Source organism: Motilibacter deserti, from assembly GCF_011250635.1.
GTDB lineage: Bacteria > Actinomycetota > Actinomycetes > Motilibacterales > Motilibacteraceae > Motilibacter_A > Motilibacter_A deserti.
This window is the reverse complement of sequence record NZ_JAANNP010000031.1, coordinates 1-19,482: the sequence shown is the minus strand read 5'-3', so window position 1 is coordinate 19,482 and position 19,482 is coordinate 1. Positions and strand designations below refer to the sequence as shown.

Here is a 19,482-nt window from a genome sequence, read left to right as displayed (position 1 = left end):
CACGCCCTGGGTGTCCTCGACCTCGGCCACGGTCCGCTCCAGCTCGGGGGTGAACGTCGAGGACGTCTCCGCGACGGGGCGGTAGAGCCAGGCGCGCAGCTCGCGCTCCTGGGCGCGGGCCAGCGTCGCCACCGCGCGCGGGTCGTCGACATGACGCTGGATCAAGGTGAGCGTGTGCAGCACCGAGTCGTGCAGATGGGCGGCGACCTCGGCCCGCTCCTGCTCGCGGATGCGCGCGGACCGCTCGGCGGTGAGGTCGCGCGCCATGCGCAGCCAGTACGGACCGGTGACCAGCGCGACGCCGGCGAGCACGACCCCCGCCGCCAGCAGCGACTGCCCGGTGACCCGCAGGTCCCCTGGCACGGTCAGCAGCGCGATCGACCCGGCGACCAGGAGGGCGGCGCCGAGCCCGGTCCGGGCCAGCCCGATGCGGCGGTCGGTGACCGTACGCGCCCGCCACCGGGCGCGCTGGGCCTCGTCGGCCTGCCACCAGACCAGGACGACGCCCACCCCGACGACGACGACCGGCCAGACCGCGGAGCCGCCGACGCTCACCCACATCTGCGTCGAGAGCAGCAGGCCGAGCGCGCCGCACCCGGCCAGCGCGGCGAGCACCGCCGTCTCGCGCCGCCGCCGCTTCGGGCCGGTGGCCCGCGGGTCGGAGGCGTCGGGGGCGAGCGGTGCGAGCCACCAGAAGGCGGCGTACGCCAGGAACCCGGCGCCCTGCGCGAACGCCAGCACGACGAACGCGCCGCGCAGGACGCGTACGTCGATGCCGAGGTGGTCGGCCAGGCCGCGCGCGACACCGGCGACGTAGGCGCCCTGGCTGGCCCGGAAGAGCCGCCGGCCCGTCGCGGGCGGCGGGGGCGCGGCCGGCCGGGGCGGGGCCGGCGCGGGCGCGGGGTTCGACGACACCCTCCGATGGTCCCAGCCCGCCGCCCCCGCGACATCAGGACAAGCCCTGAGCCCGGCCCCTGCGCCAGCCGTCCCGGACCCCGAGGCCCGCCCTGAGGCACCTCCCAGGGTCGCGTCAGGGCACTTCCGGATACCCCCGCGACCGCGCCGTCCGCAGGATGGGTGCCATGAACAGCAACGGTGCCGACGAGACGACGGTCCGCTTCGACAAGCCGGGCGGGGCGCCTCCCGGCGGGCCCGGCAGCGGCGAGGCGCCGCCCCCGCCCGGTGGGGGTCCACCGCCCGGGCCACCGCCGGGACCGCAGCCACCGCCCCCGGGGGCGCAGCCACCGCCGTCCGGCGGCTGGTTCGCCGGGGTGCCGGCGGTGCAGGCCCTGCGGCGCAGCACCTACGACCGCAAGGTGGCCGGCGTCTGCGGCGGGCTCGCCCGGTCCTTCGGCATCGATCCGCTGGTGCTGCGGGTCGCGGTCGTTGTCCTCACGGTCTTCGGCGGCGCCGGCGCGCTGCTCTACGGCCTCGCCTGGCTGCTGCTGCCCGAGGACGGGCAGCACGAGTCGCTCGGCGAGCGCGCGGCCCGCGGGCGAGGGGACGCCTCGCTCATCCTTCCGATCCTGGTGGTGGTCATGGGGCTCTCGGTCTTCGGCGCGATCGGCGACGGCTCCGTCACCGCCGTCGTCGTGGTCACGCTCCTCGCGCTCGGTGCCTTCGTGGCGCTGCGCGGCGACCGTCCGCCGGCGCCGGTCGCGGGGCCGCAGATGCCGCCGCCCGCCTACCCCCCGGCCTACGCCCCGACCGGGCCGCTCGGGCCGGTGGGGCCGACGGGCCCCGTGGGGCCGATGGGCCCGCCGCCCGCCGCCGACCCGTACGGCCGCACCGCCGGCACCGCGTACTCGCCTCCCCCGCCGCCCCCGCCGGTGACCCCGGTCCCGTCGCCGCCGCCGGACAAGCCGAAGGAGAAGAGCGGCCCGCTGACGCTGCTCACCATCAGCGCCGCCGCGGTCGTCGCGGGGCTCGTGACGCTGGTCTGCCGGGCTGCGGGCGAGGAGGCCGACGTGCCGCTGGTGCTCGGCTCCGCACTCGCCGTGCTCGGCCTCGGGCTCGTCGTCGCGGTCAAGTGGGGCCGGGCCGGCGGCATCGTGCCGGTCGGCGTCCTCCTCATCGTGGTGCTCGTGCTCAACGGCATCGCGGACAATCCCGTGCGCGGCGGCGTCGGCGACCGGACCTGGGCGCCGGTCACCGCGGAGGCGGCGCAGGCCAGGGAGTACCGCCTCGGCATGGGCAACGCCACCCTCGACCTGCGGGGCCTCGCGCTCGACGGGCAGCGCGTGGACGTGGAGGCGAGCCTTGGCGTGGGCGAGCTCACCGTGCTGGTGCCCGACGACGTCGCCCTCGAGATCGACGCGGACGTGAACGCCGTCGGCGACCTGCGGCTCCCGGGGCGTCCCGACGACTCCGGCAGCGACCTGTCCAGCACCTACGCCGACGCCAGCGGAGCCGGCAACGGCACCCTCGTCCTCGACCTCGACGTCAACGTCGGAAGCCTGGAGGTGCGCCGTGAGGCGTCATGAGCTCGATCTGGCCGTCCTCGTCGCGGGCGTGGTGTTCCTCGCGGTCGGGCTGACGTACGCCGCCGCCAGCCTGACCGACGAGGAGGTCCGGGCGAACGTCGTCGTCCCGTCGGTCGTCGTCGGGCTGGGCATCGCCGGCATCGCGGCGGCGGTCCGGGCCGCCGTCCGCGCGCTGCGGCCCGCGGCGCCCGCTCCCGAGCCGGGGGCTGCGCCGCGTACGGACTGACCGTTGTGTCGTCACCCGAACGGTGGTCGTGTCACGCCGGTGACAGCGTTGGCGGGGCTGCAGCAGGACAGTGGACCCATGACTCCTCCTGCAGCCCCCGACCAGGGGACGGACGCTCTGCGCGCGGCGCTGGAGGCCATCGAGGCCCACATCGCCGCCGCCCGCACCGACCACGAGCTCGCCGTGGCCGACGCGGCCGCCGAGGAGCTGGCCGGCCGGTGCGTCGAGCGCCGGATGCACCAGCGCCGGGCGGACCGCGCCGAGCTCCGGCTCAGCGTGTGGCTGCAGGCCTACGCCCTCGTCGCCGAGGGCGTCCCGGGCCGACTGCCGCTGTCGGCCTGACGCCCGCCGCCCTCGTGGCATCGGGCGCGGGCCGGATTCCTCAGGCCAGCGCCTCGCGCCCGTGCGGCTCGGCCCAGCCGGACAGGTCCGGCCCCTTCGGCACGATGAGCGTCGGGTTGATCGCCGCGTGCGTGGCGTAGTAGTGGCGCTTGATGTGGTCGAAGTCGACCGTCTCGCCGAAGCCCGGGGTCTGGAAGAGGTCGCGCGCGTAGGCCCAGAGCACCGGCATCTCGGTGAGCTTGCTCCGGTTGCACTTGAAGTGGCCGTGGTAGGCCGCGTCGAACCGGACCAGCGTCGTGAAGAGCCTGATGTCGGATTCGGTAATCGCGTTTCCTACGAGGTAGCGCTGCGCGGACAGCCGCTCGCTCAGCCAGTCGAGCCGGGCGAAGAGCCGGTCGTACGCCTTGTCGTAGGCCTCCTGCGAGGTCGCGAACCCGCAGCGGTAGACGCCGTTGTTGACGTCGCGGAAGATCAGGTCGTTGACCTCGTCGATCTGCGCGCGCAGCGCCTCCGGGTAGAGGTCCGGCGCACCCGGCTTGTGGAACTCCTTCCACTGCGTGGAGAAGTCGAGCGTGATGCTCGGGTAGTCGTTGGTCGCGACCTGGCCCGTCTGCGTGTCCACGATCGCGGGGACGGTGGCGCGGCCGTCGAACTCCGGGTCGGTCGCCCGGTAGGCCTCCATGAGGTACTCGATCCCGAGCACGGGGTCGCGGCCGTCGGGGTCGAGGGTGAACCGCCAGCCGCGCTCGTCGCGGATCGGGTCGACGACGCCGACCGAGATGACGTCCTCGAGGCCGAGCAGGCCGCGGACGATGAGCGAGCGGTGCGCCCAGGGGCAGGCGAGGCAGACGACGAGGCGGTAGCGCCCCGGCTCGACCTGCAGCCCGCTGGACCCGTCGGCGGTGAAACGGCGGGTGAAGCGGTTGGCCTGGCGCTGGAACTCGCCCGACGAGCTGGTCTCCCGGGCGAACTGTGCTGTCGTTGTCACCCCGAGCACGCTACCCGCGCTTCCGCAACCCGACGCCTCCCACGCCCGCCCCTCCCCGCCCCCACCCCTCGCGCTGATCATGCGCATCTGGCGAGTTGTCCACAGCCGGGCTGCTATGGACAACTCGCCAGATGTGCTTGATCGCGCTGGAGGTGGGCGGCCGCGGGTGGGTCAGGGCGGTCGGCGGTGGGGCCAGGCCGGCGCGCGGCGGGTCAGGCCGGCGCGGGAGCGGTACGCGGGCCGGGCAGGTGCGGCTCGGGCAGCTCGACGTGGTGCTCGGGGCGGCCCTCGACGTGCACCCGCGGGAGGCGGCGGTCCAGCCAGGCCGGGGACCACCAGGTCGCACGGCCCAGCAGCTGCAGCACGGCCGGGACGAGCAGCATGCGCACGACCGTGGCGTCGATGAGGATCGCCGTCGCCATCCCGATGCCGATCACCTTGAGGAAGACCGCCGGGCTCGGGACGAAGGCGGCGAACACCGCGACCATGATCGCCGCCGCCGCGGTGATGACACGGGCGGTGCCGGCGAGGCCCTCGGCCACGGCGCGGCTGTTGTCGCCCGTCGCGACCCAGCGCTCGCGGATGCGGCTCAGCAGGAAGACCTCGTAGTCCATGGAGAGCCCGAAGAGCACCGCGAACATCAGGACCGGGATGAAGGCCGGCAGCGGGGTCGGGGTGTCGATGCCGAACAGCTGGCCGGCCCAGCCGCCCTCGAGGACGTACGCGACGACGCCGAACGCCGCCGCCATCGACAGCAGGTTCATCACCGCGGCCTTGACCGCGAGCGCCACGCTGCGGAACACCACGAGCAGCAGCAGCATCGAGAGCGCCACGACCCCGCCCACGAGCAGCGGCAGCCGCTTGGCCACGTCGTCGGTGCTGTCGATCGCGCTCGCCGTGACGCCGCCGACGTGCACCGCCGTGCCGGTCCCGGCGGTCGCCTGCGGCACGACGTCCTCGCGCAGCGTGCGCACGAGCGTCTCCGTGCTCGGGTCCTGCGGCCCGGTCGTCGGGACCACGGTCACGACCGCCGTGTCCTGCGCCGGGCTCAGCGAGACCGGGGAGACCGACGCGACCCCGGGGGCGCGGCGTACCTCCTCGGCGAGGGCCTCGACCGCCGCGGCATCGCCGGGCGCGGGCAGGGACGCGGCGAGCAGCAGCGGGCCGTTGGCGCCAGGGCCGAAGGCGGCCGCGGTGAGGTCGTACGCCGTGCGGGTGTTGGTGCCCTCGGGGTTGTTGCCGGAGTCGGGGAAGCCGTAGCGCAGCCCCGCCATCGGGGCCGCCAGCAGCACGAGCACGCCCAGGCCGGCGGCGGCGGAGACGAGCGGCCGGCGCTGCACGAGCCGGCTCCACCTCGTCCACGTCGGGGAGGCGCCGTGCTGCGGTCGCAGGCCGGGGATCCGCAGCGCGTCGACCCTGCGGCCGGTGAAGCCGAACAGCGCGGGCACGAGCGTGCTCGCGGCGGCCATGACGATCAGGACGGCGAGGATCGTGACGAGCGCGGCACCGCGCATGTAGTCCAGGCCCATCGCGAAGAGCCCGAGCAGGCTGATGACGACGGTCGAGCCGGCGACGACGACACTGCGGCCCGCGGTCTCCGCGGTCGAGACGGCGGCGGAGTACGGGTCGCGCCCGCCGGCGAGCTGCTCGCGGTAGCGGGTGACGAGCAGCAGGACGTAGTCGATCCCGACGCCGATGCCCATCATCGCCGCCAGTGACGTCGACCAGTCGGGGACGCCGATCACCCCGGCCACGACCCCGACCAGGCTCGCGCTCACACCGAGCCCCACGACGGCGGTGAGGATCGGCAGGCCGGCCGCGACGACGGACCCGAACGCCAGCAGCAGGATCAGCGCCGCTGCCGCGAGCCCGATGCCTTCGGAGCCGATCTCGCCCTGCTCGGTCGCCGCGATGGTCTGCCCGCCCAGCGCGACCTGCAGCTCAGCGGTAGCGGCCTCCTCGGCGACGGCGACCAGGCGCTCGCTGTCCTCCAGCGGCACGTCGACGGGGTTGACCACGTCGAGCCGGAGCTTGGCGACCGCGACCGTCCCGTCGTCCGACAGCGCCCCGGGTGTCTCGAACGGGTCGTCCACCGACTGCACGTGCGGCACGGCGGCCAGCTCGGCGAGCAGCCGGTCGACCTGCGCCTCGGCCGCCCGGACCCCGTCCGGCGCGCGCAGGACGACGTCGACGGTGTCGCCCGCCTGCCCCGGGAAGCGCTCGGAGAGCAGGTCCTGGGCGGCCCGCGAGTCCGACCCCTTGACGGTGTAGTCGGCCTCGAACTCCCCCGACCAGGCCGCGCCGGCGCCGACCGCGGCGACGACCGCGAGCAGCCAGGCGAGCACCGTCAGCCGACGGCGGCGGAAGGAGAGCCCGGCCAGCCGGCCGAGCAGGCCGAGCGGCGGCCCGCCCGGCGTACCCGGTGCCGGTGCGGTGGAGGGCGGGTCGAGCAGAGCCGGACGCGACATCGTTGCTCCTCGAAACTTGAGTTACGGATCGGTGTTTGCGTTATGGCTCGTAACTCTTGCGAGGTCTCGGTACTGTTGTCAAGAGGAAGCGGCACCATGGATCGGCCCCGCGGTCTCAGGAACCGCGCCGGATGCCCGGGACCGGCGGCTGCGGCCACGAGGACAGGAGGTGCGTCGATGACGACGCGACGCGCGATCACCCGGGCCGCGACCGTGGAGGAGATCAAGCGGACCGCTCTCACGCTCATGCGCGAGCAGGGCAGCACGGACCTCCGCTTCGCCGACATCGCGCGGGCGATGTCCATGACCGCGCCCGGGCTCTACCGCTACTTCTCCGGCCGGGACGAGCTGGTCGCCGCGCTCGTCGAGGACGCGTTCGTCGAGCTGGGCGACGCCCTCGAGCTCGCCGTGGAGTCGGTGGACGGTGAGTCGGCGTACGAGCGGCTGGCCGCGCTCTGCCAGGCCTACCGCGCCTGGGCCACGGCCGACCCGACGCGGTTCGCGGTGGTGTTCGGCCTGCCCGTCGCGGGCTACGTGGCCAAGGACGAGCGTGGCAAGTCCGAGGCGGCCGAGCGGGCCTTCGGCTACCTCGCCAGCCCGGTGCTCGGCGCCGTCGCCGCGGGCGAGCCGGTGCTCCCGGGCCAGCCCGAGGTGGCCGCCGCGTTCGCCGCGGTCTGCGACAAGCCGCCGCTGGACCGCCTGACGCCGCCGCAGGCGCAGGCGATGCTGCACGCCTGGGCGTCGCTGCACGGCTTCGTGTGCCTCGAGGCGTTCGGGCACCTGTTCGGGCTCGCCGGGCCGCCGGCCGACGCCCTCTTCGCCAGTCTCGTTCGCGCCGTCGCGGGCTACATCGGCCTCCGGGAGCCCGCGGCCTGACGTGCCCCTCCCCTCCCCGCTCACAGTGCGACGTCAGTGAGGCCCCCGCGGAGACGATGCTGTGGACAACTCGCCACATCTGCATGATCAGCGGGGGAAGGTGGGGAACGTGCCGGGCCGTGGGCGCGGGCCCGGTTGGCTAGGGGCATGCCCCGCCCGCTTGCCGCCCTGCTCGTGCTCGTCACCAGCGCCGCGACGCTGGTCCTCGAGATCGTCGCCGTACGCCTCGTCGCGCCGTACGTCGGCCTGACCCTGGAGTCCTACACCGCCGCGATCGCGGTCGCCCTGCTCGGCATCGCCGGGGGCGCCCGGCTCGGCGGGATGGCGGCCGACGCCCGTCCGCCCTCCAGCTGGGTCGGCGCGGCCACGATCGTCGGCGGCCTGCTGGTGCTGACCGTCCGCCCGCTGGTGCACGCGCTCGGCCCAGGCGTGTCCGACGCCGGCGGCGGCCCGCTGGCCAGCATCGTCCTGGTCGGCGCGTCGACCCTGGTCCCGGTGGCCGTGCTGTCGATGGTCTCGCCCGGTGTGGTGAAGATGCGGCTGTCCGACCTCGGGGAGACCGGGCGCGTCGTCGGCCGGCTGTCCGCGCTCGGGACGCTCGGCGGGCTCGCGGGCAGCGTGCTGACGGGCTACGTCCTGGTGGCGACGCTGCCCACGACGTGGATCCTGGGCGTCGTCGGCGGGGTGCTCCTCCTGCTCGGGCTGCTGGCCACGCCGCACGCGGCCCGCCTGCTGCCGGCGACCGCCGCGGGCACGGCCCTTGTCGGCGCGGCCCTCGTCACGGTCGACGGGCCGTGCGAGGCCGAGACGGCGTACTACTGCGCCCAGGTGGTCGCCGACCCCGGGCGTGAGGGCGGGCGCACCCTCGTTCTCGACGACCTGCGCCACGCCTACGTCGACCTCGACGACCCGGCCTACCTGCAGTTCGCCTACACCACGTGGTTCGGCGCGGCGCTCGACGCGCTGCACCCGCGGCCGGCGCCGCTGCGCGCGCTGCACATCGGCGGCGGCGGCTTCACGATGCCGCGCTGGATCGAGGCGACCCGCCCCGGGTCGAGCTCGCTCGTCCTCGAGCTCGACCCCAGTGTGGTCGAGATCGCCCGCGAGGAGCTCGGCCTGCGCGAGGGACCGGCCCTGCAGGTGCGGACGGGCGACGCGCGGCGGTCGATGCGGTCGGTGGCCGACGACGCGTACGACGTGGTGGTCGGCGACGCGTTCGGGTCGCTCTCGGTGCCGTGGCACCTCGCGACCCGCCAGCTCGTCGAGGACGTCGACCGCGTGCTGCGCCCGGGCGGGACCTACGTCGCGAACGTGATCGACTACCCGCCGGCGGCGTTCCTCAAGGCCGAGATCGCGACGATCCGGGACGTGTTCGACCACGTGGCCCTGATCGCCCACGACGGCGGGCTGGACACCGCCGGCGGCAACTTCGTGGTGCTCGCGAGCGACCGGCCGCTCGACACTGACGCGCTGCTGAAGGCGCTCGGGCTGGCCGCCGACCACCCCGCCCAGCTGGTCTCGGGCGGCGGGCTCGACGCGTTCGTCGGTGGCGCGGACGTGCTGACCGACGACTACGCCCCGGTGGACCAGCTGCTCACGCCGTACTCGCGCTGAGGCCGGCGCCGACGCCCGGGCTCAGGCCGGCGCGGCGCCCCGGGGCTCAGGCCGACGCGAGCGCGCGGTCCGGCGCCTCGACGACGCCCGCGTCGCGGCGGCGCCCCGCGCTCTGCGCCAGCGTCAGCCCGAGCACGACCGCCGCGGTGAGCGCGACGCCCACGCCCTGGCTCACCGAGAGCGCTGGCTCGTCGAGCAGGAGCGGTGGGACGACGGCGGCGGTGAGCGGGAAGGCCAGCTCGCACAGGGTCGCGACCATCGCGGGGGTGCGCTTGAGGCCGCGGTAGTAGAACAGCATCGCGACCAGGCCCGGCACGAGCGCGAGCAGCACGAGGCGTACGTGCCACTCCCCGCCGACCGTGAGCGAGGACCCGGTCACCGCGACGACGGCGGCCGCGCCGAGCAGGCCGAACCAGAACCGCAGGGCGGTCAGCTCGCGGGGCGCGAAGACCGGCGCCACGTAGCGGCCGAGGACCGTGCCCGCCGCCCAGAGGGCTGCGGCGGCCAGGGCGAGCAGCGCCGGCCGCGCCTCGCCAAACGAGACGTCGAAGGGGTCGCGGAACGCGATCAGCCAGGCCCCGACGAGGCCGAGGAGCAGGAACGGCCCGTAGCCGGCGCGCGGGCGCTCGCCGAGCAGCAGCCACGCGCCGACGACCGCGACGATCGGCTGCACTTTCTGCAGCAGCACCGGGGTCGTGTAGTCGCCGTAGCTGAATGCCTCGGTGAACAGCGCCGTCGCTACCGCGGACGCGCCGATGCCGATCGCCAGGACCGCGAGCACCACACGCCAGCCGGCGCGGCGCAGCAGGCGCAGGGCGGCCGGCATCGCGAAGGCCGTGACGGCGGCGAGCACGACGTGCTCCCAGAAGACGATCGTGGCCGCCGGCACCGACTCGGCCATGTCGCCGCGGAAGAGTGCGTCGGTGCCCCAGAGCACCGCGCCGCCCGCGACGAACAGCGCTCCGATCGTGGTCGCCTTCACTGGACTTCCCCTCATCGACGTCGCGGGCATCCTCCCCCCGCCACCGACGGTCCAGAAGCGCGGGGCTCGCCCGGGCATTCCCCGCCCGCCGAGCGCTGCGTCAGCCGGCAGGAGTGAGAGCGACGACCGCGTAGTCCACCGGCAGCACCGGCCCGCGGCAACGGCTCGCGGCCACCTCCGCCTGCACCCGGCGCTCCATCTGCACGGCGAAGGCGCCGCGCCGCGTGGAGACCGTGACGTGCACGCGCCCGGAGTCCTCGCGGGACGGGCCGCAACGGACCTCGTCCCGGCCGAGCAGCCCGGTGCGTACGCGGACGGCGTGCTCGGCGGTCTGCTGCCACGGGTCGTACGCCGAGCGACCGCGGAACCCGGCGAGCTCGACGCGGCCCGCGACCGCCGCGGCAGCGGCCGTGAGCGCGCCGGCGGGGTCCAGGTGCCCGTGGTACTCCCCGTGCGGCGCCACCACGAGGTTGCCGGCAAAGCGGTCGCCGCCGACGTGGCTGCACTCCCACACCCGGTCCCCGTGCACCGCCTCGAGCGCGCGGGCGAGCGGCCGGCCCTCGACGGCGCAGCACATGTCCTTGGCCCCGTGCGTGCAGACGAGCAGCGCCGGGCCGTCGACCGGCTCCCCATGCCCGGGGCGGCCGGCTGCGACGGCCTCGAGGTCGAGGTCGGCCAGCGCGCGCAGGTCGGGGACGACGAGCCGCTCGAGCCACGCCTCGCCCGGGACCGCCGAGCCGACGAGGACGGTACGCGGCCCGGACGGGTCGGTGGTCCGCCCAGGGCGGCGGACCAGCAGTGCGCGAAGCAGCTGCTCGCGCTGCAGGTGGCCGAGGCGGCGCCGGTCGGCCGGGGCGAGCGCCGCGGCGAGCGTCTCGGCGAGCGCGGCCCGGGACCAGGCGCCGGGCTGCTCGACCAGCAGCCAGGACCGGACGGGCGCCGCGGTCCCGCGCTGCAGCTCGCCGGAGCCGCGCGAGGCGACGGCGCACCGGGGGGCGTCGAGCCCCTCGACGGCCTCCGCCGCAGGCTGCGCCGCTCCGGTCCGGGCCGGGACTGCGGCCGAAGCGCGCTCGGGGGCGATCGTCACTCCATTAGGTTAGGCGGGCCTAAGTGCCGGCACAAACCGAGCGCCTGCCGACCCTGCGTACCCCGGACGGGCACTCCGGCTAACCCCTCGGGCTCAGCTCGCTGCGGGTGTGGGACGAGCCTGCACCGTCCCCAGGGGTTGGTCGGCGAGGATGTCCGTGGGGATCTGCGCGACCCAGACGTCGTTCTCGACGGCCAGCAGAGGCTCGACCTGGCCGGCGGCAGGGTCGTAGGTCACCCAGCCGCCCGGGGACCGCTTCTCGATCGGCGGGAAGACGTGCATGACGGGGCGGCCGCCCCGCCACCCCCGCAGGCTCGGCACCTTGCCGGTCGAGTAGGCGAGCTCACCCTTCAGCTCGATCCGGCGCACACGCCCGCGGCCGTCGGCGGGCACGAGGATGATCTCGGCCTTGCCGTCGTGCAGCACGGACGTCGAGAGCGTGTCGCCGTCCGGCCCCCACACCCACGTCCCGCCCACCTCCTGGCGAGGGACCAGCGCCTGCACGTTCACCTTGGTGCGGAGGTCCCGGGAGAAGACCCCCGCACCGATCGCGCCGGGGGCGAGCACGTTGTCGAAGACCGCTATCCGCCGACTGTCCGGGGACCACACGGCCTGCATGGCGAAGCCTTCGGATACCGGCGTGAGCCGCCCGTCGGTGAGCTCCACGACGGCGGCGACGTTGGCGTTGAGCAGCGCGATCGCCGTGCCGTCCGGCGACCACACGAGCGACAGGTTCGCTGTCCCGCCGACGTCGCTGCGGAACTCCGGCCCCGTCACGGGGACGCGCTGCACGTCGCCGGTCGACAAGGTGAGCACCGAGAGCGAGGTGACGACCGGGTGGTCGACGTTGCAGTCGGCCCAGGCCAGCCGCGACCCGTCCTGCGAGAGCGCGGGAAGGCAGCCTGCGTCCACCTCGTCAGGCACCTCGTGGCCGCCGACGTGGTCGGGAAGGGAGCGCTCACCGTCGCCGGCTGCGTCCACCAGGAACATGCGCGTGCCGTCGACGGCCAGCGCAGCAGCCGCCGCGATGGGCTGGTCGAGCACGGACGGCAACGACCGGCCCGGGTCCTCGATGACGTACGGCGCTCCGGGCAGCGACGAGCGGTCCGAGAACGGCCAGGTCGCGCCGGCGGTCACGGCGACGACTGCGGCGGTCCCCACCGCGGTCCAGGCACCCACCACCCGCTGACGGCGGCGGCGCTGCGCGGCGCGGGACCGGGCGTTGCGTGCCCAGGCGTCCGGGCGGCACGGGGCGGCTTCAGCGATGTCCTGCAGCATGTCGCGGACGTCGGTCGTCACGTCAGTTCCTCTCCGGGAGCGACAGGTCTGGGTGGACGCCGGCGAGGGCGCGCAGTCGCTTGAGCGCGACGTGGGTCTGGCTCTTGACCGTGCCGACCGAGACGCCCAGCACTGTGGCGGCCTCGGCCTCGCTGAGGTCTTCGTAGAAGCGAAGGACGAGCACGGCGCGCTGTTTCGGAGTGAGGGAGCGGAGCGCGGCTTCAACGGCGAGCCGGCGCGGCACGTCCTCGTCGGCGCCGTCCCCGCGAGCGGGGGCGTCGTGGTCGTCGAGCGGCACCTCGGTCAGCCGGCGGCGCCGACGCCACCAGGACACGTGCTCGGTGAAGAGGACCCGACGGAGGTACGCCTCCGGGTCCTCGATCCGGCTCCACCGCGGCAGCGCCCGGGCCAGGGCGGACTGCAGGAGGTCCTCGGCGAGATGCCGGTCGCCGGTCAGCAGGTAGGCAGACCGGGCGAGGGTCGGTCCGCGCGCGGCGACGAACTCCTCGAACGTGCTCGGCTCGTCGCTCATCTACGCCCCATGCTCAGGGAGACGCTGGGGCGTGTCTCCAGGTTGGGGGTTCGGGCGGCTGACTTCTCTGGGCAGGACGAGGACTCGAGTTCCGCGCCCGCCGTCACGGCACGAGCCGGTGCGCGACTTGCAGCACGTGCATATGAAACTGCGACTGTGCCGAGCACTGACGACTAGGAGAGCGTGCCGTGGACGTCGTGGGAGGTGTCTCGTTCCTTGCGCTCCCGAAAGGCAGCCCATTCAGCGGGCAGGGCGGCGGCTAGGCCTTGCTCGTCCGGCGACAGCGCCGGGTCCGGCTCGAGCATCTCGGCCGCGAAGATGCCGCTCTCCCGGTGCTCGCCGTAGCTCAGCAACACGCCGTCCGTGACGAGGTACGTCACCACGATTCCTAGCTTTCCGTGGTGCTCGTCGTGAGGGCTCTCGTCGTCAGCGAGGATGCGCACGAGGACGCCGGGCGCGACCCACGACGGTGGCACGTAGTCCCGCCGGGCCTCGGCATCGGCGTACTCCTGGTGCAGCCAATCGCTTGCCACGCGGGCCAGTGCACGGGGCTCGGCGCCGGCGAGGTCGAGCCCGCTCGGTCCGTGAAACGCCACCTCGGACTCGAGAGCGCGCTGCGGCTCACCGCCGATGAGGTGCTGGGGGTTCCAACCGCCGCGGAGGCCGGCGCCGTCGAAGTCGAGACGGAGGGCGACCCCGGCGTGGCGCTCAGGAAGAGCCAGCACGAGCAGCAGCCAGGGCCCCTCGGCGTCCTGGTGCAGCCAGGCCCGACGTCCCAGCGCCGCGGGCGGGTCGAGCGCGGCGAGGAACGTGGCCTCGGCCTCCGTCGGTGGGCGCCCGCCGGCGATGTCCCACTCCATCAGCGCTGGGGGCGGAAGCCGTCAGTGTTGTCCTGCCTCCGAACCCGGAGTGCGGCGAGAGAGCAGCTCCTGTCGGCGCGCAGCTCCGTGACGAAGCACTTCCCCTGCAGTGGAACGGGTGGACGCACAACCGCGTCGATGGGCACGGCTTCCTCGGGCCTGTTCAGCACGGCTGATCGCACCTGCAGGCTCACCCTCCCGCCTCACGCACAGGCTCGGCTTCCGGCTTCTCCCCGTGCCGTCCGCGGCAAGAGCGATCGACCGAGCTGGCCGGGCGCCAGCGAACACTCGAGTAGCTCGACCGAGTGTAGATCTGCGCCTACGAGGCCCACGCGCGCAGAACTCGGCCTGCTCTTCCTCGCTGGCACGGGCCTGCGGCCACTGTCTTTCGGCGCCGCTCTTCTCGGCTGCGCTGTCTCGAGCACCGTCGTGGCCTCTGTCGTCGGCGCGCAGGTGCTCGCCTCCGAGGACTCGCTTGCGACTGCGCTGGCCATAGGAGGATTGGCTGGCACGGTCGCCGCTGGCCTGCTGCTTCTCGGCCTGCCCGTCGCGCTGATCGCGGAGCGGGCCATCGGAATGTCGAGCGCCGTGGTGCTTCTTTCTGCTCACGCCCTGCTCGGTGGCGCTGCCGGGTCGCTGTACGCCGTCGTGGAGTCAGTTGCGATCGGTAGCGACGGCCTCGGTCCCGTGCTGGGAATCGGCGGGGCGCTGCTCGCGGTGGTCGCCCGGGTCGGTGGATCAGCAGCGCTGGCGGGCCTGCGCGTCGTCGCCCGCGCAGGAGGGGCAGAGCCGCGTTGAAGGATTGCGGGGTGGCGCGCGGTCGGCAAGCAGGACCGGATAGACGGCCGAATCCTCGGTTGCACGGCAGACACGGCTGCTGAGGCGCCAGCTCACCTGGTCCCGTTCACGCGCCTGTTGTGCACGGGGTCGACTGCGACTCCACAGTGCGGTCAGTCGGCCGCGCCAACCCGCCCGACCACGGCTTTGCGGCGGAGCACGGTGAGCACTGCGCCGGTACCCGCGACGAGCACCCCGGCAGCCAGCAGGCCGAGCGTGCCCCGGGATGGGCGCTCGTCCGCGGGCCGGCTCTGCGCGTGCGTCGAATCGACCGTGGGCAGGGGCGGCCGCGCCTCGAGCTCGGCCAGCGCGGCGGGCAGCGCGTCCCCGGCGGGCAGCGGGCGGGTCCCCGAGCAGAGGAACCCGACGTACTGCCCCTGCTCAGCGCGGACGAGCCACGCCTGCGCCGTCGGGGCGCTGACGAACCACAGCATGCGCCCCGCGACGTTCTCCAGACCGCAGCTCGCGCCGGAGACCACCGACACCACGTCCTGCTCGCGCGTCGCCGTCCCCTTCAGGACGTCCTGTACCCCGACCGTGTACGTGACTCCGTCGTTCGAGGCCTTCGACCGGTCGGGGCGGCGCTCGCGCACGACCTCGCCCACGAAGACCGCATCGGCGCGTGCGAGGGCCTCGCTGTCGGACTGGCTAGCGCAGCTGCAGGCGTACGCGGGCGCGGCGGGCCCGAGCAGCGGCATGGCCACGAGCGCTGCAAGCAGCGCCCCCGCGGCCATCCCCCGACGTCGCATCATGTGCTCCTCCTGTCGTACGGCTTGCTGCTCAACGGCCGCGCATGTGTTTCGCGCAGCGCCTGCCCTGAGACGGCTCTCGAGTCTCGATCGTTCCCAGCACGACGGTGATCCGGTCGTGCGGACTCAGGTCGGAGGCGGCCAGGACGCCGGCTGCGAGCAGCACCTGTTGCTGCTGACCCCGATCGACATTGGCGGGCGAGCGCCTTGGGCGCGGCGTGTGCGCATGTGTCTCCCGTACGCGCGGTGTGGGGTGGCTTGGCGGTCGGGGCGGAACCCATGCCTCGACCCTGAAGCGTGTTGGCCGGCGGCTCGTTGAGTAGCTGGTGCTCAGGCGCCCGGGGAGCCAGCGAGCGAACGTGGAAGGGCCGCGCCAACCGGGCGCACTTTCCGGAAGGACCCGTCATGCCCTCGACACGCCCCGTTGCCCTCGTACTCCCACTGCTCGCAGCGCTAGTTGCAGTCAGCCTGCACGCGGCCTCCCCCGCTGCTGCCTCCCCGGGCAACACCTTGCACTTCGAGTCCACTTGGGACACGGCCACTGCGCACATCACGACCACCGTGCCCGCGACCGTCACGCTGACGGCGCACCACGGGACCGACCCCGTCCGCACCACGGCGACGCAGGTGCCGAGCGAGCGCATCGACCCGGTCGTACGCGGGCTGCTGCCTCGCCGGCCCTACGAACTGACCTTGCACCTCGACTACGTCAACGGGAACAAGCAGGACATCGTCGTCAAGAAGTGGACGCTGGCGCTCGAGGGCCACGTGCGGGTCAACAGCGTCACCGTGCGCGACAACAGCGACTGGGCTGACGCGGAGGTCTCCGTGCACGCGCAGCTGAACTGGAACTGGAAGACCCTTGCACGCGGCCTCGAGGGGGTCTCGGACGGGGAGCGGCTGGACACGACCGGTTCGCTCGCCGACGACGCGGAGGACGGCCTGCGCCTGCAGGTCCAGGTCGCCGACAACGACTGCGACGTCTTCGGCTGCTACCTCGCCGAGCTCAGCCCGCCGATCTGGGGCCCGCTGCGCGGTGCCGACAACAGCTTCGCCGCCGGCTCGACGTCCGACTACGACGCCGGCGTGCTCAACACCTTCTTGACCGGAGCCGTTGCCGGTGGCCCGGCGCTGCGGCGGACGCTGTCCTCCCCGGCCGGACCGCTCACCTTCGACGTCGACGTCAGCTGGTGGCTGACGCAGCACGCCCTCTCGGTCGCGGACGCCGTGGACAACTCCTACGTCGTCGAGCAGCGGCACGAACTGAACGTCGGCGCCCCTGGTCTGCTCGGTAACGACCCCCACGCGGTATGGGCGCAGCTCGTCACCGAGCCCCGCCATGGCGTCGTGACGCTCAACACGGACGGCTCCTTCCGCTACGTCCCCGACTACGACGACCCGTTCACCGGCATCGACACCTTCACCTACGCCGCTCTCGACCGCTTCGGTCAGGAGAGCGAGACGGCGACGGTGCGCGTGACAGTCCTCCCGGACAGCCAGCCGCACGTGGCCGGTTGACGCACGGCCGCAGGAGCGCGGGGTGCCGTTCCCTGTTGTCAGCTTGCCGAGAAGCTAGGGACAGACGTGGCGGCGCTCGCACGCGCGAGGCAGGACGGCCGCAGGAGCGGGCGCGCGACCGTGGCATGCGAGGGCGTTTGCGGTTCGCGGACGTCACGGGAAGCTCCAGCGGCTAGTCCAGCAGCTCGACCCACAGCTCATGCTGACCATCCCGGCCGTCGGGCAGGTAGCCGACATCGAGCTTCCTGCTGCCGATGGTGCGACCCTGGCCCTCTGCCCAGTCGTGCATCTCGCCGAAGGCGGTCCCGATGTCTGGGACCGCACCGCGGAACACATGGTGTACGTAGTCCCCGGCAGGTAGAAGGGCGAGAGCCCACTCCCCTCGAAGCCGAGTTTCCGGCAGGACCTCCACGCCGAGGGTCTCTGCATAAACGCCATCGCCCACGTAGGCGCTGAGCTCAACGTAGCCGCGCTGTGGCGATGGCAGGTCGGCACGTCGCGCGAACAACCGCGCCCACGCCTCCGGGACCTCCTTCGCCAACTGGTCGAACTTGGCGGTCACCGGGAGCCCGGCGACCACGGTCGGTCGTCGCTGAAGGATCTGCATGCTCCTGTCCTACCGGGCAGGGCAGGAGTTCCTGCACCTGCCTGCGCCACGGCACCCACGAGCGCGCAACGGATCAGTCGCTGACGGCTCCGGACAAGCACCCCGGGCCGGCCGCTCCTCATCTCTCAGGGGCAGCATCTCTCAGGGGCAGCGCAGAGGCGCGCCGGTCGCGAAGTGGCAGCAGGCACTGGCCGCGCCCAGACGCGGCAGCAGGCCCAGCGGGGTGCGGCTAGCCTCCACGTACGAAACCGACCGAGCCGCGAGCACGGCCGGCTGGCCGCGCAGCGCTACGCGGGGGTCACCGCGCCCGGGGCACGATGCAGGTGCGCCCTTCCCACGCGCCGTGCTCCGAGATCGGGCGGAATCGGAAGGTCGCGAACTCGTGGTGGAAGTCGCGGCGGTCGCGCTCGGTCATCGCCGCGGCGTGCCGCTCCGGCTGCAGGACCGACGACCCGCCGTGCACCATCTCCTCCATCTCGCGCACTGTGCGCCAAACGGAGAAGGTGGCGATCGTCCGTGCGGGGCGGAAGCCGGCCAGGGCGAGGGTCGTGCCAGGGTGGTCACGGACGAGCCGCTCGACGGGCTTGCCCCAGTGGAGGAAGCGCGGCACCTCCCGCATGCGCATCCGAGCCACGGTGACGGCGACGACCGGCTCCTCCCGGTCCCAGTCGCCGGCTCGCACCGGCAGCCCGGGCAGGGCCGCCAGGGTGGACCAGCGTCGCAGGAACTCCAGGCGCACGTGCCAGCCCTTCGCGAGGTGGCGCCCGAGGGCGTCCTCGCGAAGGAACCTCTCCAGTGCCGCCTCATCGGCCCACTGGGCGAACACGGCCAGACGGCTCAGCTGCAGGCGGTCCGGGGACAGCGTCGGCGCGCCGAGCCGCATCAGGGCCAGCGGCTCGGCGTGGGCCAGCCCGGCCACGGTCCTGCCGGACGGATGCCAGGCGAGCGCCCTCGCCGTCACCCAGCGCGGGAGCTCGACCAAGTGCAAGCTGTGAACGGTCACGACGCGCGCTCCAACCGGTAGTGGAGCCGGACCGCCGACAGCCTGCCGACCCGCAGCTCATGGTCGGTACGCAGCACCCCGCGACCGTCGACGTACACGTGGAAGGTCTCATGCAGCGGCACGCGGGCGGCGACGTCGCGGCCCTCGCGCACGACGACGTACGCGCCGTCCTGACCGAAACCGCCACACGGCGACTCAAGGCGCAGCCCGCCGTCCTTGGTGACGGACGGTCGTAGGAACACCTGTACGTTGCCCGACTCGAGCGGAAAGGTCACGTGGATGCTCGGCCGGTCCGCACGGGGGAGGGTGCGCGTCGCATAGCTGCCGCTGAAGACATGGCGGCCGTTGCTTCGCAGCGTCCGCACCCAGGCCGCCGCGACCTGCTCGCCGGCGCCGTCGCGCACCACGGTGACCTGGCTGTCCATTCCGTGGGCCACGTCGAGGGGGCGCATCGGCAGCGCGAGCTGCTCCACCCGGCGGGCGTAGAGGCGCGCGACCAGCTCGCCTGCAGGCCAGACCACCGGCGACCAGCTGCTCCACACCTCCATGTCCCAGGCCGCGGTGTGCTCGTAGAAGTCTCGAATGGCCGGTCGCAGCTGTGCTGAGTCGAAGCCGGGGCCGTCGAGCGCCGCCATCGACGGGAGCAGGCCCGCCTCGGGGCCACCGCGGTCCAGGGTCCATCCGCGTGCCGCCGCCTCGACGTCGAGCCATCCGCCCCCGACCCTCGCCGTCGCGCTCACCGGCGCATCGAGCCAGGAGTCGGCGCCGTCCAGATCGACCGCCCGGCCGGCGAGACGCCAGAAGCTCCGGGACCAGCGGTCGAGCACGTGGGGCATGGGACGGGAGTCTGGCACCTCCGCGGGCCGGGTCGGCTCGGTCGGCTCGGTCGAGATCGCTAACCCGCCAATCCGTCTTGGTCGGTGCTGCTCCTCGACCGCCGGGGGGGACATCCGCACGACGGCAGGACCGGGCACCCGCGGCCGCGCCACGTCAGCGGCATGACCGTGAATCGCTACGCTGCGAGCGTGCGAT

19 protein-coding genes are annotated in these 19,482 nt (G+C 73.9%); 7 read left to right on the top strand and 12 right to left on the bottom strand.

All coding sequences use genetic code 11. The features are described 5' to 3' along the window. Positions 1-915 (bottom strand): PspC domain-containing protein (locus G9H71_RS16895; protein WP_166283884.1); only part of this gene is annotated, 915 nt, incomplete at its 3' end. A 167-nt stretch (positions 916-1,082) separates the two neighbouring features. On the opposite strand from G9H71_RS16895, the gene G9H71_RS23140 reads away from it, so the two are divergent. The 3 genes from G9H71_RS23140 (at position 1,083) to G9H71_RS16880 (ending at position 3,051) form a co-directional block, all read left to right on the top strand. Then, on the top strand, positions 1,083-2,483 hold the full coding sequence (locus G9H71_RS23140; RefSeq protein ID WP_196792203.1) for a PspC domain-containing protein: 1,401 nt from the start codon (positions 1,083-1,085) through the stop codon (positions 2,481-2,483). Beyond that, a complete protein-coding gene (locus G9H71_RS16885; RefSeq protein ID WP_166283882.1) occupies positions 2,470-2,709 on the top strand; it encodes a hypothetical protein in 240 nt (79 codons plus the stop codon). The genes G9H71_RS23140 and G9H71_RS16885 overlap by 14 nt, the downstream gene beginning before the upstream one ends. 78 nt (positions 2,710-2,787) lie before the next feature. Further along, positions 2,788-3,051, top strand: a complete 264-nt coding sequence (locus G9H71_RS16880; protein WP_166283880.1) for a hypothetical protein — start codon at positions 2,788-2,790, stop codon at positions 3,049-3,051. Between the two features lie 40 nt (positions 3,052-3,091). On the opposite strand, the gene G9H71_RS16875 is transcribed toward G9H71_RS16880, so the two are convergent. Together G9H71_RS16875 and G9H71_RS16870 are read right to left on the bottom strand one after the other, a co-directional pair. Continuing rightward, positions 3,092-4,039 (bottom strand): glutathione S-transferase family protein, encoded by a 948-nt coding sequence (locus tag G9H71_RS16875; RefSeq protein WP_331273067.1) that lies wholly within the window; start codon positions 4,037-4,039, stop codon positions 3,092-3,094. 212 nt (positions 4,040-4,251) lie between these two features. Next, a complete protein-coding gene (locus tag G9H71_RS16870; RefSeq protein WP_166283876.1) occupies positions 4,252-6,507 on the bottom strand; it encodes an MMPL family transporter in 2,256 nt (751 codons plus the stop codon). A gap of 177 nt (positions 6,508-6,684) precedes the next feature. Here G9H71_RS16870 and G9H71_RS16865 point away from each other — a divergent pair, with 177 nt between their 5' ends. Together G9H71_RS16865 and G9H71_RS16860 are read left to right on the top strand one after the other, a co-directional pair. Continuing rightward, positions 6,685-7,383: a TetR/AcrR family transcriptional regulator gene (locus G9H71_RS16865; RefSeq protein WP_166283874.1), complete on the top strand. Its 699-nt coding sequence runs from the start codon at positions 6,685-6,687 to the stop codon at positions 7,381-7,383. A gap of 147 nt (positions 7,384-7,530) precedes the next feature. Further along, on the top strand, positions 7,531-8,997 hold the full coding sequence (locus G9H71_RS16860; protein ID WP_166283872.1) for a fused MFS/spermidine synthase: 1,467 nt from the start codon (positions 7,531-7,533) through the stop codon (positions 8,995-8,997). Between the two features lie 46 nt (positions 8,998-9,043). On the opposite strand, the gene G9H71_RS16855 is transcribed toward G9H71_RS16860, so the two are convergent. The 5 genes from G9H71_RS16855 to G9H71_RS16835 form a co-directional block, all read right to left on the bottom strand. After that, positions 9,044-9,979, bottom strand: a complete 936-nt coding sequence (locus tag G9H71_RS16855) for a DMT family transporter (protein ID WP_166283870.1) — start codon at positions 9,977-9,979, stop codon at positions 9,044-9,046. 100 nt (positions 9,980-10,079) lie between these two features. After that, positions 10,080-11,066, bottom strand: a complete 987-nt coding sequence (locus G9H71_RS16850) for a sucrase ferredoxin (protein ID WP_166283868.1) — start codon at positions 11,064-11,066, stop codon at positions 10,080-10,082. Between the two features lie 93 nt (positions 11,067-11,159). Beyond that, the gene (locus tag G9H71_RS16845) at positions 11,160-12,365 is read right to left on the bottom strand and encodes a TolB-like translocation protein (RefSeq protein ID WP_166283866.1); all 1,206 of its coding nucleotides are present in this window, start codon (positions 12,363-12,365) and stop codon (positions 11,160-11,162) included. A gap of 1 nt (position 12,366) precedes the next feature. Further along, a complete protein-coding gene (locus G9H71_RS16840) occupies positions 12,367-12,876 on the bottom strand; it encodes a SigE family RNA polymerase sigma factor (RefSeq protein ID WP_166283864.1) in 510 nt (169 codons plus the stop codon). Between the two features lie 173 nt (positions 12,877-13,049). After that, positions 13,050-13,736, bottom strand: coding sequence for a hypothetical protein (locus tag G9H71_RS16835; protein ID WP_166283862.1), 687 nt, complete (start codon positions 13,734-13,736; stop codon positions 13,050-13,052). A 429-nt stretch (positions 13,737-14,165) separates the two neighbouring features. On the opposite strand from G9H71_RS16835, the gene G9H71_RS16830 reads away from it, so the two are divergent. Continuing rightward, positions 14,166-14,534 carry a hypothetical protein gene (locus G9H71_RS16830; protein ID WP_166283860.1) on the top strand — a complete coding sequence of 123 codons (369 nt, stop codon included), beginning with the start codon at positions 14,166-14,168 and terminating at the stop codon, positions 14,532-14,534. A gap of 152 nt (positions 14,535-14,686) precedes the next feature. Here the strand turns inward: G9H71_RS16830 and G9H71_RS16825 are convergent, their stop codons facing one another. Beyond that, positions 14,687-15,325, bottom strand: coding sequence for a hypothetical protein (locus G9H71_RS16825; protein ID WP_166283858.1), 639 nt, complete (start codon positions 15,323-15,325; stop codon positions 14,687-14,689). A 402-nt stretch (positions 15,326-15,727) separates the two neighbouring features. On the opposite strand from G9H71_RS16825, the gene G9H71_RS16820 reads away from it, so the two are divergent. After that, a complete protein-coding gene (locus tag G9H71_RS16820; RefSeq protein ID WP_166283856.1) occupies positions 15,728-16,840 on the top strand; it encodes an Ig-like domain-containing protein in 1,113 nt (370 codons plus the stop codon). A gap of 172 nt (positions 16,841-17,012) precedes the next feature. Here G9H71_RS16820 and G9H71_RS16815 read toward each other — a convergent pair whose 3' ends face one another. The 3 genes from G9H71_RS16815 to G9H71_RS16805 form a co-directional block, all read right to left on the bottom strand. Further along, positions 17,013-17,447 carry a GyrI-like domain-containing protein gene (locus tag G9H71_RS16815; RefSeq protein WP_166283854.1) on the bottom strand — a complete coding sequence of 145 codons (435 nt, stop codon included), beginning with the start codon at positions 17,445-17,447 and terminating at the stop codon, positions 17,013-17,015. A 298-nt stretch (positions 17,448-17,745) separates the two neighbouring features. Next, positions 17,746-18,450 carry a hypothetical protein gene (locus G9H71_RS16810; RefSeq protein WP_166283852.1) on the bottom strand — a complete coding sequence of 235 codons (705 nt, stop codon included), beginning with the start codon at positions 18,448-18,450 and terminating at the stop codon, positions 17,746-17,748. Next, on the bottom strand, positions 18,447-19,482 hold a 1,036-nt coding region (locus tag G9H71_RS16805), incomplete at its 5' end, for a hypothetical protein (protein ID WP_231134972.1). The genes G9H71_RS16805 and G9H71_RS16810, both read right to left, overlap by 4 nt.